Origin of the sequence: Nocardioides cremeus (genome assembly GCF_030518195.1) — a bacterium.
Taxonomy (GTDB): domain Bacteria; phylum Actinomycetota; class Actinomycetes; order Propionibacteriales; family Nocardioidaceae; genus Nocardioides; species Nocardioides cremeus.
This window is the reverse complement of sequence record NZ_JAULSC010000001.1, coordinates 1-13,013: the sequence shown is the minus strand read 5'-3', so window position 1 is coordinate 13,013 and position 13,013 is coordinate 1. Positions and strand designations below refer to the sequence as shown.

The 13,013-nt window shown below is 71.6% G+C and carries 11 protein-coding genes and 1 pseudogene; 6 read left to right on the top strand and 6 right to left on the bottom strand.

The genetic code is table 11. The features are described from left to right. Positions 1-92: 92 nt before the first annotated feature. Positions 93-1,265, top strand: a complete 1,173-nt coding sequence (locus tag QWJ41_RS00060; protein ID WP_302705059.1) for a cellulase family glycosylhydrolase — start codon at positions 93-95, stop codon at positions 1,263-1,265. Positions 1,266-1,272: 7 nt separating this feature from the next. Here QWJ41_RS00060 and QWJ41_RS00055 read toward each other — a convergent pair whose 3' ends face one another. Continuing rightward, positions 1,273-1,677, bottom strand: coding sequence for a nuclear transport factor 2 family protein (locus tag QWJ41_RS00055; protein WP_302705057.1), 405 nt, complete (start codon positions 1,675-1,677; stop codon positions 1,273-1,275). Between the two features lie 79 nt (positions 1,678-1,756). On the opposite strand from QWJ41_RS00055, the gene QWJ41_RS00050 reads away from it, so the two are divergent. Then, positions 1,757-3,052 (top strand): glutaminase, encoded by a 1,296-nt coding sequence (locus QWJ41_RS00050; protein ID WP_302705056.1) that lies wholly within the window; start codon positions 1,757-1,759, stop codon positions 3,050-3,052. Between the two features lie 7 nt (positions 3,053-3,059). Here the strand turns inward: QWJ41_RS00050 and QWJ41_RS00045 are convergent, their stop codons facing one another. Then, positions 3,060-3,722, bottom strand: a complete 663-nt coding sequence (locus tag QWJ41_RS00045; protein ID WP_302705055.1) for an enoyl-CoA hydratase-related protein — start codon at positions 3,720-3,722, stop codon at positions 3,060-3,062. Between the two features lie 175 nt (positions 3,723-3,897). On the opposite strand from QWJ41_RS00045, the gene QWJ41_RS00040 reads away from it, so the two are divergent. Further along, complete coding sequence (locus QWJ41_RS00040) at positions 3,898-4,554, top strand: SDR family oxidoreductase (protein ID WP_302705054.1); 657 nt, start codon at positions 3,898-3,900, stop codon at positions 4,552-4,554. Positions 4,555-4,642: 88 nt separating this feature from the next. Then, positions 4,643-5,155, top strand: a complete 513-nt coding sequence (locus tag QWJ41_RS00035) for an RDD family protein (protein WP_302705053.1) — start codon at positions 4,643-4,645, stop codon at positions 5,153-5,155. Here the strand turns inward: QWJ41_RS00035 and QWJ41_RS00030 are convergent. The 3 genes from QWJ41_RS00030 to QWJ41_RS00020 form a co-directional block, all read right to left on the bottom strand. Continuing rightward, on the bottom strand, positions 5,152-5,934 hold the full coding sequence (locus tag QWJ41_RS00030) for a cyclase family protein (RefSeq protein WP_302705052.1): 783 nt from the start codon (positions 5,932-5,934) through the stop codon (positions 5,152-5,154). The two genes, QWJ41_RS00035 and QWJ41_RS00030, sit on opposite strands and share 4 nt — an antisense overlap. 25 nt (positions 5,935-5,959) lie before the next feature. Beyond that, positions 5,960-6,436, bottom strand: coding sequence for a hypothetical protein (locus tag QWJ41_RS00025; RefSeq protein ID WP_302705051.1), 477 nt, complete (start codon positions 6,434-6,436; stop codon positions 5,960-5,962). Between the two features lie 114 nt (positions 6,437-6,550). Continuing rightward, positions 6,551-7,366, bottom strand: a complete 816-nt coding sequence (locus tag QWJ41_RS00020) for a LysM peptidoglycan-binding domain-containing protein (RefSeq protein ID WP_302705050.1) — start codon at positions 7,364-7,366, stop codon at positions 6,551-6,553. A gap of 273 nt (positions 7,367-7,639) precedes the next feature. On the opposite strand from QWJ41_RS00020, the gene QWJ41_RS00015 reads away from it, so the two are divergent. Continuing rightward, the gene (locus QWJ41_RS00015) at positions 7,640-8,242 is read left to right on the top strand and encodes a hypothetical protein (RefSeq protein ID WP_302705049.1); all 603 of its coding nucleotides are present in this window, start codon (positions 7,640-7,642) and stop codon (positions 8,240-8,242) included. 202 nt (positions 8,243-8,444) lie between these two features. Here the strand turns inward: QWJ41_RS00015 and QWJ41_RS00010 are convergent, their stop codons facing one another. After that, positions 8,445-12,119, bottom strand: a complete 3,675-nt coding sequence (locus QWJ41_RS00010; RefSeq protein ID WP_439117295.1) for a replicative DNA helicase — start codon at positions 12,117-12,119, stop codon at positions 8,445-8,447. Positions 12,120-12,769: 650 nt separating this feature from the next. On the opposite strand from QWJ41_RS00010, the pseudogene QWJ41_RS00005 reads away from it, so the two are divergent. Next, positions 12,770-13,013 (top strand): annotated as a pseudogene (locus QWJ41_RS00005) (MATE family efflux transporter); the annotation flags it as partial.

Sequence of the window (13,013 nt, the reverse complement as noted above, 5' to 3'; positions counted from 1 at the left end):
ACCGGTGGTCCACGACTGACCGATCGGCGGAGGCGCCCTGACATCGGCGCCGGTCAGACTGCGGTCTCCCCCCACCCCCCTGGAGACCGCTCGTGCGTCCTTCGCCCGCAGCGTCGCGCCCCCGCGCGACGCATCGCCTCGCCGCCGCCGTCGTCGGCGTCGGCCTGCTCGCCGGCGGCCTGCCCGCCACGGCCGGCCCCGCCCCCCTCCCCACCTCCGTGCCGGCCCAGGTCCCCGCATCCGCTGCGGCGCCCACCGCGGCGTCGTACGACGCCCCGCAGCGCCGGCGCGCGGCGCGCGGCCCGGAGGTGGGGGTGCAGTTCCACGGCCTCTGGACCTCCTACACCGACGCCGAGCGCGCCACGGCGCTCGACCGGCTGGTCGACATGGGCGCCGGCTGGGTGCGCCTGGACATGTCGTGGTCGATGATCCAGCCCGAGCGCGGCCGCATCGACCCGCAGGGCTGGGGCGTGCGCTTCGTCGACCGGGTCGTCACCATGGCCTCCGACCGCGGGCTCAAGGTGCTGGCCACCTTCTGGCTGACCCCCGACTGGGCCGGCCCCGAGGCCGGGGCGCGCTCGCTGCCCGCCGACCCCCGCGACTACGCGAAGGCCCTGGCCTGGGCCGCGGAGCGCTGGCGCGGCCAGGTGCGCGCCTGGGAGGTCTGGAACGAGCCCAACAGCGAGGACTTCCTCACCGGCGCCGACCCGGCGGCGTACGCCGACCTGCTGTGCGCCGCCCACGACGCGGTGCAGGCCTCGGCCGCCGGCGCCACCCCGGTCGTGTTCGGCGGCACCATGCACAACGACTCCGACTGGATCGAGGCCGCCTACGAGGCCGGTGCCGGCGGCTGCTTCGACGTGATGGCCACCCACCCCTACCAGTCGCCCTCCGACACCGGGCCGATGTCGGGCTCCGGCGAGGCCGAGTGGGAGTTCTCCCACCTGGCGCAGGTGCGCGAGCTGATGCGCCGCCACGGCGACCGGCGACCGGTGTGGGTCACCGAGTTCGGCTGGTCCTCCCACCGCGACCGCGGCGACGAGCAGCCCTGGGAGCGCGGGGTCAGCAAGCGCCAGCAGGCCACCTTCACCGTCGCGGCGCTCGAGGCGCTGCGCACCCGCTTCCCGTTCGTGCGCAAGGCGTTCCTCTACAACGAGCGCGCCCGCACCGACGCGGGCCGGCACATGAAGGGCTACGGGCTGATGACCAACGCCCTGCGGCCCAAGCCGGTCTACCGCGCCGTGCAGGAGTGGGTACGCCGCTGACGCGGGCTCACTCGTCCGCGGCCTCGAGCATCCGCAGCAGCTCGGCGCCCATCTCCTCGACCACCGCGTGCAGGCCCTGGAGCGGGCGCACCATCACGGTGAAGTCGACGATCAGCCCCGACTCGTCCCAGGTGATCATGTCGACGCCCTGCACCTGCTTGCCGCCCACCAGGGTGCTGAACTCCAGCACCGCGGAGTCCTCGGCGACCCACTGGCGGTGGTAGCGCAGCCCCGGGCCGAGCACCGTGAAGGCAGCACTGAGGTAGCCCACGACCTTGTCGCGGCCCTCCTGCGGCGTGTGCACCGCCGGTGAGCGGAAGACGGCGTCGGCGGCGACCAGGTCGGGCAGGGCGGTGACGTCGCCCGCCTCGGCGACGGCGTGCCAGCGGGCGAGGGCAGCGGTGGCGTCCATGACCCCCATCCCACCACCAACCCCACCACAGCCCCACCACGATTCACGGGGCGTGCGCCGCAGGCGGCATCCTGCCCGGGTGGACACCCCCATCCCGGACTACCTCGCCGAGGTCCTCGCCGCGTGTGCCGCCGACGCCAGCGGCGCCGTCGCCGACTACATCCCCGAGCTCGCGCAGGTCGAGCCCGAGCAGCTCGGCGTGGTGCTGGCCACCGTCGACGGCGCGGTCTACGAGGCCGGCGACGCCGACGCGGGCTTCACCATCCAGTCGATCTCGAAGCCGTTCGTCTACGCCCTGGCCCTGCAGCAGCGCGGCCTCGAGGCGGTGCTCGCCCAGGTCGACGTGGAGCCCTCCGGCGAGGCGTTCAACGAGCTGTCGCTCGAGAAGGGCTCGGGGCGCCCGCTCAACCCGATGATCAACGCCGGCGCGATCGTGGTGCACACGATGCTCGGTGACCCCGGCGACCCGCAGGGGCGCTGCGAGCAGGTGCTGGCCGGGCTCTCCGCCTTCGCCGGGCGCCCCCTGGGCGTCGACGAGGCGGCGTACGCCTCGGAGAGCGAGACGGCCTTCCGCAACTACGCGATCGCCAACATGCTGCGCAGCCGCGACTCGATCGTCGAGGACCCCGAGGACGTGGTGGCGGCCTACACCCGGCAGTGCTCGGTGCGGGTCACCACCCGCGACCTGGCCCTGATGGCCGCGACCCTGGCCAACGGCGGGGTGCACCCGCTCAGCGAGGAGCGCGTCGTCGAGGAGTGGGTGGCGCGCCAGGTGATGAGCGTGATGGCCACCTGCGGCATGTACGACTCGGCCGGCGACTGGATCTCGACCGTGGGCTTCCCCGCCAAGAGCGGCGTCTCGGGCGGCATCATCGGCGCCCTGCCGGGCCAGCTCGGCATCGCGGCGTTCTCGCCCCGCCTGGACCCGCACGGCTCCAGCGTGCGCGGCGTCGAGGTCTGCCGGCGGCTCTCCGCCGACATGGGCCTGCACATGATGGACCCGCCGCAGCCGGCGCGCTCGACGATCCGCCGCACCCACACCGTGCAGTACGTCGACGGCAGCCCGGCGATGGTCGTGGCCCTGCACGGCTCGCTGCAGTTCGCGGGTGCCGAGCGGCTGGTGCGCGACCTGAGCGACGCCGACGCCGACGGGGGGCTCGCCGACGCGGTGGTGCTCGACCTGAGCCGGGTGCACTCGATCAACGACGTGGCGCGGCGGATGCTGCTCGAGACCGTGCGCCGCCTGCACCTCGAGGACATCCGGGTCACGCTCGTCGACCCCGAGACGACGCTGCCCGACCCCGACTGCGGCGACGGGATCCGCCCCGCCGTGGTCGGCACCGTGGCCGAGGCCGCGGCGCTGGGCAACAGCTGAGGCCCGCTCAGACCTCGGGCAGCCGCAGGGCGGCGACCACGTCGGCGTACATGCGCTGCTTGATGGTGCCCAGGGTGGTGCGGTCCTTGCCGGCCAGGTGCTCGACCCGCGCGGCGGCCGCCTGCGGCAGGTCCTCGAGGCTGGCGGTGGCGTCGACGATGCCGGCCGCGAGCGCCTCGTCGGCGGGGAAGCGGTGCCCGGTCGTCATCGAGTCGACCGCGGCGCGGGGGCGGAGCGTCGACATGACCAGGGCGTTCATGCCGGGGCTGAAGGGGATGTGGATGTCGACCTCGGGCAGGCAGACGTAGCCACGGTCGTCGCGCATCACGCGGTGGTCGTGGGCCAGCGCCAGCATCGCACCGGCCCCGAAGGCGTGGCCGTTGACCGCGGCCACGGTCGGCACCGGCAGGGTCAGCACCCGCTCGAAGAGCTGCTGCACGCGCGCGACGTACTCGCCCAGGCGCTCGGGGTGAGCGCCGAGCCACTCGAGGTCGAGGCCGTTGGAGTAGAACTTGCCCCCGCCGGTGGTCACCAGCGCGGCCGGCTCGCTCGAGGAGGCCAGGTCGGCCAGGAAGCCGTCGGTCTCGTCGAGGAAGGCGGGGGTGAAGCGGTTCTCGTCGTCACCCAGGTGCAGCGTCCACAGCGCACCGTCCTGGCTCAGCGTCGGCATCGGCGCTCCTCTCGTCGGGGCTCATCAGAGCACACGACCGGTGCGCCCCGACGGGACACGTCCGGGTGTGCTCGCGACGCGCACGGCTCGGAACAATCGCGGTCGGGCCCGCGGTTGGGCCCGGTGTCGGGTCGCGGACCGCGGCCCGTCCCCCACGAACGTTCGAGGAGGACGCATGACGCGCATCATCATCATCGGAGGCCACGGCAAGGTGGCCCGCAAGGCGACGCCGCTGCTGGTCGAGGACGGCCACGAGGTCACGTCGGTCATCCGCGACCCCGACCAGTCCAAGACGATCACCAAGCTGGGCGCGGAGCCGGCGATCGCTGACGTGGCGTCGATGCAGAAGAACGACCTCGAGGAGCTGCTGCGCGGCCACGACGTCGTCGTGTGGGCCGCCGGCGCCGGTGGGGGCTCGCCCGAGAACACCTACGCCCTCGACCGCGACGCCGCGATCCGCTCGATGGACGCCGCCGCGGCCGCCGGCGCCGAGCGCTACGTGATGGTCTCCTACTTCGGCGCCGGGCCCGACCACGGCGTCCCGCCCGACAACGACTTCTACGCCTACGCCGAGTCCAAGACCCAGGCCGACGCGCACCTCGAGGAGTCGGCCCTGAAGTGGACGATCCTGCAGCCCAGCGGGCTGACCGAGGGCCCCACGACCCGCAAGATCGACGTGCACGCCAACGACGCCGGCCAGGTCTCGCGCGGCAACGTGGCCGAGGTGATCCGCGCCGTCGTCGGCTCCGACCCCTCCGCCGTGGCCGGGCTGAAGATCCCCTTCAACGACGGTGACTCCCCCATCGACGAGGCCCTGCGGCACGTGCGCTGACCCGGCTGCCGTCGCCGACGGTGTCGCGCACCCCTAGCCTGGGCCCGCCCGGTCCCGGGTGCAGCGACACCGTCGACGGAAGAGACCCATGAGCGACCAGTACGGCAGCAGCTACCCCCCGCCCCCCGAGGGACAGCCGGGACAGCCCGGGTACGGCGCCCCCGCCGGCGTCGGCGACGTCGCCTCCACCGGGGTGCGCATCGGCGGATTCGTGCTCGACGTGGTCGTGCTGGCCATCATCGCCGCCGTCGTCATGCTCCCCTTCGCCACCACGACCAGCGGCGGTGGCGAGATGGGGATGTCGGTCGGCGGCAGCGGGATGCTCGCCGGCCTGGTCGTCTCGGCGCTGTACTACATCGTGCCGACCGCGCTCTACGGCCAGACCCTGGCCAAGAAGCTGCTCGGCACCAAGGTGGTGCGCGTCGACGACGGCCAGGTGCCCGGCTGGGGCAAGGCGGCAGGGCGCCAGGTCATCCTGGCCCTGCTGAACTTCTTCTGCTACCTGCCGCAGATCGTCAACGCCATCCTGCTCGCCCAAGACCCGCAGCGCCGCGGCTGGCACGACAAGGCCGTCGGCACCCGGGTCGTCACGACCCGCTAGCCACCGGTCGGTCGGGTCTCCTCGCGCTCGACGATGGCGAACACGCGCGCGGGGAAGCCGGAGCCCTCGCGCGGCTTGGGCCAGGTCGCGACCACCAGGGCACCGGTGGCCGGTACCCGGTCGAGGTCGGCGAGCAGCTCGATCTGCCACTTGTCGGCGGCCAGGATGTAGGTCTCGGCGGGCGCGGAGCCGCCACCGACCACCGCGCCGGGGTCGGTGTCGGTCGTGTCGTGGCCGACGGCTGCGACCTCGCGCTCCTCGACGAGGCAGCGCAGCGCGTCCACGCCCCAGCCGGGGTAGTGCGCGACCCCGTCGGCGTCGCGGTTGGCCATCGCCTCGCCGTCGGGCCACCGGGCGCCCCACCCGGTCAGCAGCGCCACGAACGACCCCGGGCCGATGCGCCCGTGCTGCTGCTCGTGGGCCTCGATGTCGGCCGGGGTGACGAGGTGGTCGACGTCGGCGGCCACCTGCGCGCGTACGTCGACGACCACCAGCGGCAGGATCATCTCGGTGACCGGCAGCTCGTCGAGCGTGCGTCCCCCGCGCGCGAAGTGCGCCGGCGGGTCGACGTGGGTGCCCCACTGGCCGATGTGGGTGTAGCGGTGGGCCAGGAAGCCGGTGCCCACCGACCCGACCCCCTCGTCGAAGTGGAAGAGCGTCTCGCGCTCCTCGTCGGGGAAGGCGAAGTAGTGCGGGATGCCCGGCCCGAACGCATGGGTCAGGTCGACCCACTCGCAGGTCCGCAGGCGGGTCAGGACGTCGAGCAGGGAGTCGGCCATGTCGCGGATGCTAGCCGCGCCCGGGTCAGCTCGCCTCGAACCTGAGGCTGCCCCCGGCCGCCCGGTCGCACTCGTAGACGACGCTGGGCAGCTGCCCGACGGTGCCCACGGGCTCGCACCGGAAGCCGGGGCCCGACCGGTAGGCCTCGCCGCCGGCCTCCTCCGCGGCGCGGGCCACCTGGCGTGCGACGTTGCAGCCGACGCCGCTCGCGGTGATGTCGAAGGCACCGGCGTCGGTGTTCGGCTCGAAGGCCACGTCCCCGCAGTCGCGGGAGCGTCCACCGTTGCCCGGCGTCTTGGTGACCGTCGCGGTCGCGGTCGCGGTCGCCGTCGCTGTCGCCGTCGCGGTGACGGTGGCGGTGGCTGTCGCCGTCGCGGTCGGGGCGGGGGCGGTGTCCAGGTCCTCCTCGCCCGCGCACCCGGCGGCGGCCACGAGCGTGGCCGCGGGCAGCGCCAGGAGCCTGGTGGCGGGACGGGTCGTCGATGTCGGGAGCATGCTCACCTCCGGTCGTCGGCGTCGTACGGCCCACGGTGCCGCAGGCCGGCGGGCCTGCTCAACCCCTGTCACCCGTCCTGACGAACCTCACCGCGACACGCCACGGATCCGTGTGGGTCGTCAGGACCGTGGGCGCACGCGCACCTTCTGCCCGGGCTCGATGTCCACCCGTCCCTTGGCCGGCCAGCCGTTCCAGCGACGGATCTTCGTGCTCGACCGGTCGAACCAGCGCGAGACCCGGGCGACCGTCTCGCCCTCCTGGGCGCGGTAGATGCCGCGGTGGTTGGCGACGGGGCGGCGCAGCGGGGTCGGGCAGGGCGAGAGGGTGGGCGCGGTCCAGGCGGGGGCGAGCTCGCCGACCCACTTCGCGCAGGGCCCGTGGTCGAGGGCACGCGGCGAGCCGGCCCACCACGAGGTGCGCTTGGTGGCGCCGTTCCAGGTGAAGGACAGGTGGATGTGGTCGGTGTGCGGGTCCTCGCCGCCGTAGGGCTGCCACCCGGAGCCGGCGTCGTACCCGCGCCAGATCTTGCGGTTCCAGATCATGTACATCACCCCGAGCCGCCGGGCACGAGCCGCGGCCTCGCCCTTCACGCCACGCGTCAACCACGTGGTCGCTCGGCGGGCGATGCGCCGGTCCTTGGCTTTCGAGGCCCGCAGCGACCAGTCCCAGGCCCGCCCCTCCTTGTGCTCCGAGAGCCCGCCGCTGCTGCAGGACCGAGTGATCCCACCGCTGCCGCCCCCGAACTTGCCCAGCAGCAGCCGGCGCGCCGCCAGCACGCCGGGCTTGGCGACCGGGTCGCAGGAGACCTGCCCCTGGTACGTCGGGTAGGCGTCGACCTCCTTGGCCTGCGCGGAGGGCGCGGCGAGCAGCACCGATCCAGCGAGGACGGCTGCGAGGACGAGCGCCAGTGGGCGCGCAGGACTGGTCAGGGGCATGGGGGCTGCTCCGGGGGATGAACGACAGGGGGGAACCCCTGAGGGTATCCGCGGTGGGTCCGCGAGGGTGTGGAGTCGCGGATGAACCTGGTTGATACAGGACTCCACACTTCTCGGCGCGCTCGGCCGCGGCCAGTCCAGCGGTGCTTCGGGAGACGCCGGCCGTCGAGGACTCGCATCCTCAAGCGGCGATGTTGTGGCTATCGCTTGCACCGCACTACGTGATCCATTACGTTATGGAGAACGTAATGGATCGCACATAAGGAGCTACACATGACCTACATCCCGCTCATGGTTCACACGGACGACTTCTTGGACTTCGCGGCGACGGTTCGCCGTCGTGGTCTGGAGCGCGACTCAGCGTCCGGGCAGTTTCAGGGCGAGCACCCTTTTACGATGGCGGGGGCCGGACGCACTGACGCCGAGGTGCAGGACGGGTCTGGTTCGACTCGCGCGTTGCAGCCGTGGCTGGCGTGGAACCGCGAGACCTGTGAGGCGGCGCAGACGGCGCTGATCCAGCACCCGGCATGGCCGCGGGAGTCCTTGGAGAGGTTCGCTCGCTCCGAGTACGAGACGGTAGAGCGGTGGAAGCTGGTCATGGACCATTGCGCGGTGGAGCCCAACACGTTCTTCTCCACTTCTCAGGTCGTCGAAGCGACCACGCTGGAACTGAACCAGTGGCGCGACGCGCCCCGCAAGCTCCCCAACCACCTCAAGAAGCACTACCCCGAGGTCGTTCCGCTGGACTCTTGGCCGCTGGTTGCGGTTGGTGGACGCGAAAAACTCGGACTGACCCACGAGGTGTACTGGGCCATGACTGGTGATGTCGCCGAGATGTGGCGCGACATCCGCGGTCTCGAGCTCGACGGATCGTAGTAACGGCGCGCTACTCAGTCAGCACGCCGGCACGATGGACTAGGGATTTTCCGCGTTCCTGCCATCCGAGAACGCTGCCGTCGACGTCGGCGCTCGTACAGGCGAAGACCGTCACGGCCCAGTGCGCGGAGTCCACAGGCTGCCGTATAGACGAGTGACAGGTCCGGACGGCGGGCCCACGGCAGACCCCTGACCGCAGAGGTCAGTGCGCCATGTCGACGAACCGCGAGTAGTGGCCCTGGAAGGCGACGGTGATGTCGCGGGTCGGGCCGTTGCGGTGCTTGACCACGAGCAGGTCGGCCTCGCCGGGGCGGGTCGACTCCTTCTCGTAGGCGTCCTCGCGGTGCAGCAGGATCACCATGTCGGCATCCTGCTCGATGCTGTTGTGCAGCGCGATGCCGTTGGCGACGAAGTTGTGCACGCCGAGGACGGTGGCGTCGTAGACGGCCTGCTCGCCGATCGGCTCGACGCTGGCGATGGCGTCCCAGTAGACGTCGTTGGTGGCCAGGACCTCGAGGTCGGCGTCGCCGAGGACGCCGGCCACCTTGGCCAGCCGCTCTCGACTCGGCGCGTGCTTCCACATGGTCGAGCCGCCGAACGAGGTCCCCATCGCGGTGGCGAACTCGCGGTGCGTCATCTGGCGATCCGCCAGCTCCTGGCGCACTCGTCCCCACACCTCCTGCGGCACCGTGTCGAGGTTGGTGTTGGGCCGGACGTCGCGCAGCGCCGCCGCGAGGCGGGTGACCTGCTCGCCGCGGGCCCCGTGCACGCCGATGTCGTCGAGGAAGCGCAGCTGGTTCTCGGCGCCGACCACGTGCACCTGCCAGCCGTCGCGGTAGCCGGCCTTGCGGGACCGCTTGATCCGCGTGAAGACGTTGTAGCGCGCCAGGAGCCGGGCCACGTCGTCGGCAAGGCGCCGGCTGGTGGAGGCGTAGTAGACCCGGCCCATCCGCCGCTTCTCGTCGAGGTGCACGCACCCGTCGGTGGCCCACAGGTGGCGCAGGAAGAGGCCGACCTGCTCCTTGGGGAGTCCGAAGACCCAGTCGGGCACGAACTTCTCGTGGCTGCGGAGCCCGAAGAGAGCGTCCTCGTCGAGCCAGGCCGCGATCGGGTTGCGACGACCACGCGCCAGCCGGAACGGCGCCGGGAGCCGCAGCGTCGTCACCCGGGCCGCCGGGTAGTCGTCGCGCACGGCCGTGATGCCGAAGCGGCGGTGCGCCGCCTCCGCCACCGCGGCGAGGTTGGCCTCGTCGATGCTGGCGTAGCGCAGCGGCTGGCGCTTGACGAAGGATCCGTCGCCGAGCAGGTGCGCGAGCAGCACGACCTCGTCAGGGTCACGCGGCGTGATCTGCAGCGGCGGCGGCACGTGGCGCACCGACCCCACGCGGGAGCCGACGGTCAGCTCGGCGAGCGGCACCCAGCCGTCGTACGTCAGGAAGGGGTGGTTGCCGGTTGCCTCCACCGTGCGGCCCGAGGTCAACGTCACCCGGTACGTCGCCCTGGTCCCGCTCGGGAACGCGTGCGTCAGGGTGCGCGGCACCAGCTTGAGCCGCTCGTCGAGCGCCCAGACCGGGATGTCGGTCGCGCCCGTCTCCATCAGCTCGCCGAGGCTGATCTCGGCGTTGGTGTCGGCGCGCAGGAGCCGCGTCTCGGCGGTCAGGCAGCCCGATTCGCGGAGGTCGCTCATCGCCGGTCGCTTGTCGGCGCGCTGCTCGGAGCCACGGTTGAGCTGCGAGAGGGCGATGATCGGGACCTCGAGCTCCTTGGCCAGCAGCTTGATCTGGCGGGAGAACTCCGAGACCTCCAGCTGGCGCGACTCGACCTTCTTGCCCGAGCTCATCAGCTGCAGGTAGTCGATGACGATCAGCTGCAGGTCATGCTTCTGCTTGAGCCGCCGCGCCTTGGCGCGGATCTCCATCATCGTCATGTTGGGGCTGTCGTCGATGAAGACCGGGGCAGAGGAGACCTCGCCCATCTTGCGGGCCAGCTTGGTCCAGTCGTCGTCGCCCATCGCGCCGTTGCGGATGTGGTTCAGCGGCACCTTCGCCTCGGCCGAGAGCAGGCGCATCGTGATCTCGGAGCGCGTCATCTCGAGGCTGAAGAAGACGCTGGTCAGGTTGTTGTGGATCGACGCCGCGCGGCAGAAGTCCAGGGCCAGGGTCGAGTTGTGGGTCGGGATCATCGAGCGTCCCGCGAGGTAGAGGTGGTCCTCGTTGTCCACTTGCACGCAGCGCACCGGGACCGACTCGACCGGCCGTACGTCCGTCACGTAGCGACGTCCGATCCGCACGGTCGAGGTGGGTCGTTCCTCCTTGTGCAAGATGCGCTTGCGCTCGAGGCGAAAGACGTCGTCGGTCGTGGAGAAGTTCAAGATGAAGCAGGTGGACGAGTCCTCCGAGCGGCCCGCAACCCGCTTGGTCGTACGACCGCAGCGATAGCCCAGGCTCACCACCAGCTCGTACACATCATCAGCGAGCCGCTGGTTGGTGACGGCGAACTGACACGAGCCCACTCCCTTCACCACAGTCCCGTCCGTGTCCATCAGACCCGCGAGCAGCTCGCGTCGGGCTGCCTCGGAGGCACGCAGGTAGTTCATCGGAATGTGCTTGTTCCCCAGCACACCGAGGGTCCGCAGCTGGGCTTGGAAGCTGCCGTGGTCAGCTCGGCAGTCACGACACATCACGCCACCGGCGAAGGACCCACCGCAGTCGGGGCACGTCCGAGCCGCCATGTCTCCGCTGCGCTCGGGCAGCCGGATCGTGTACGACATGTTGCCGTGCGGCTCCACCCGCAGACCGCATCCCTCCAGGAACATCGGGATCTCATCGGTCTCGCAGGTGATGCGAGCGCTGGCGCTGTGTCCATCGCCCAACCAAGCACCCAGGGCGTATGGGGGAACCGGCAGGTCAGCGACGGACCCCGACAACGGGGCGGCGTTCAGCACGGCGTGATTGGCCCGTGATTCCCCGCCGACCCGGACCGTGGCTGCCATCTCCTGGGTGGTGACGACCTGGGAGTGGATCCGCTGGTTGCGGGCGCGGTTGTACTGGTTCGCTGCGGCCCAGCGCGACTTGCGGGCGGCCCGCGTCTCCGTCAACCACTGGTGCTCGGCGTCGGCGACGATCCGCGAACCGTCGGAGAACTCCACCTCGAAGCAGGGGCGCCCGGTCATCACGTCGGTGGCCGCGACGACTCGGGTCGGGCGACCCTCGGCGTCGTACAGGAGGTCGCCGACCGCCACGTCGCCCATGGTCGTCCACCCGGTCGGGGTCGGCAGCGGGGTGTCGAGCGCCAGCGCCTTGCCCATGGCGGGACGCGCCGCCACGATGATCATCTGGCCCTTGTGCAGGCCGTTGGTCAGCTCGTCGAGGTCGGCGAAGCCGGTGGGCACGCCGTAGATGCCCGACTCACGGTTGCCGATCGCCTCGATCTCGTCGAGGACGCCGTCCATGATGTCGGAGAGCGGGGCGTAGTCCTCGCCGGAGCGCTTCTCGGCGAGCTTGAAGACCTCGGCCTGGGCCTGGTCGACGATGTCGTCGACCTCGCCCTCGCCGGCGTAGCCGATCTGCACGATCTTGGTGCCGGCGTCGACCAGGCGGCGCAGCACCGCCTTCTCGCGCACGATCTCGGCGTAGTAGCCGGCGTTGGCCGCGATCGGGACGTTGGCCGACAGCGTGTGCAGGTAGGGCGCGCCGCCCACCTTCTGCAGCTCGCCGCGGCGCTGCAGCTCGGCGGCGACCGTGACCATGTCGACGGGCTCGCTGCGACCGTAGAGGTCGATGATCGCGTCGTGGATCGTCTCGTGCGAGGGCCGGTAGAAGTCGCCGCCCCGGACCCGCTCGGTGACCTCGGAGATCGCGTCCTTGCTGATCAGCATCGAGCCCAGCACCGACTGCTCGGCCGCCATGTCCTGCGGCGGCGTGCGATCGTTGGGACCGCTGCGCGGACGCTCGCCGGGAGCGTAGGAGACGGGGCCGTCGCCCCAGTCCTCGTACGGCGGCTCCTCGGCCGTGCGACCGCTCTGCTCGGTGATGCTCACGTGCTCTCCCATGCTGGTCCCGGATCGACCCCGTGCCGGCTGGGCCGGTGCCCACGACGCTAGGTCCGGCCACCGACAGACCGGCGCCGGACCGTGTGGAGACCGGTCCCGCACGACGTCTCGAGGACCTCGTCCGCGTGACCGTACGTGCCGATCGGCCGTAGCCGAAAGCCAGTTGTCCACAGGCCCTGGGGATAACTGCCCTGCACCCGTGGACGACACGCGGTGGCGTGTGCACTGCCTGGGGACACAGCTGTGGAAAAAGCGATCAAACCATGTCACACACACCCTCTGACCTGCGGCGATGCTTGTCCCCACCTGTGGACAGAAAATTGTGGCGCGGTCGTCTCGTTCACCGGCCCGTCACCTCGATGCCGCCCTGGAGGTTTGTCGACAATGGTTCCGCTAGCGCACTTTCCACAACTTGTCCCCAATTCGGGAGAGAGACCGCCGGCCGGTCTGGTCCGCCCGCCGCCTACGATCCGCAGGTGAGCCCACGACCCGGTCGATCCGAGCACCGGGCCACCGACCGCGAGATCTGGCGGCTGGCCGTCCCGGCCTTCCTCGCCCTGGTCGCCGAGCCGCTGTTCCTCCTCGGCGACGCGGCCGTCGTGGGCCGGCTCGGCACCACCGAGCTGGCCGGTCTGGGCATCGCCGCGGTGGTGCTGCAGACCGCCGTGGGCCTGTGCGTCTTCCTCGCCTACGGCACCACCGCCAGCGTCGCGCGCCGCC

Excerpts from the sequence above, each read along its gene's own strand:
- QWJ41_RS00015 (WP_302705049.1), top strand. The coding sequence starts at position 7,640 with ATGACCTACATCCCGCTCATGGTTCACACGGACGACTTCTTGGACTTC.
- QWJ41_RS00010 (WP_439117295.1), bottom strand. The coding sequence starts at position 12,119 with ATGCTGATCAGCAAGGACGCGATCTCCGAGGTCACCGAGCGGGTCCGG.
- QWJ41_RS00055 (WP_302705057.1), bottom strand. The coding sequence starts at position 1,677 with ATGGACGCCACCGCTGCCCTCGCCCGCTGGCACGCCGTCGCCGAGGCG.
- QWJ41_RS00030 (WP_302705052.1), bottom strand. The coding sequence starts at position 5,934 with ATGGCCGACTCCCTGCTCGACGTCCTGACCCGCCTGCGGACCTGCGAG.
- QWJ41_RS00045 (WP_302705055.1), bottom strand. The coding sequence starts at position 3,722 with ATGCCGACGCTGAGCCAGGACGGTGCGCTGTGGACGCTGCACCTGGGT.
- QWJ41_RS00040 (WP_302705054.1), top strand. The coding sequence starts at position 3,898 with ATGACGCGCATCATCATCATCGGAGGCCACGGCAAGGTGGCCCGCAAG.
- QWJ41_RS00035 (WP_302705053.1), top strand. The coding sequence starts at position 4,643 with ATGAGCGACCAGTACGGCAGCAGCTACCCCCCGCCCCCCGAGGGACAG.
- QWJ41_RS00020 (WP_302705050.1), bottom strand. The coding sequence starts at position 7,366 with ATGCCCCTGACCAGTCCTGCGCGCCCACTGGCGCTCGTCCTCGCAGCC.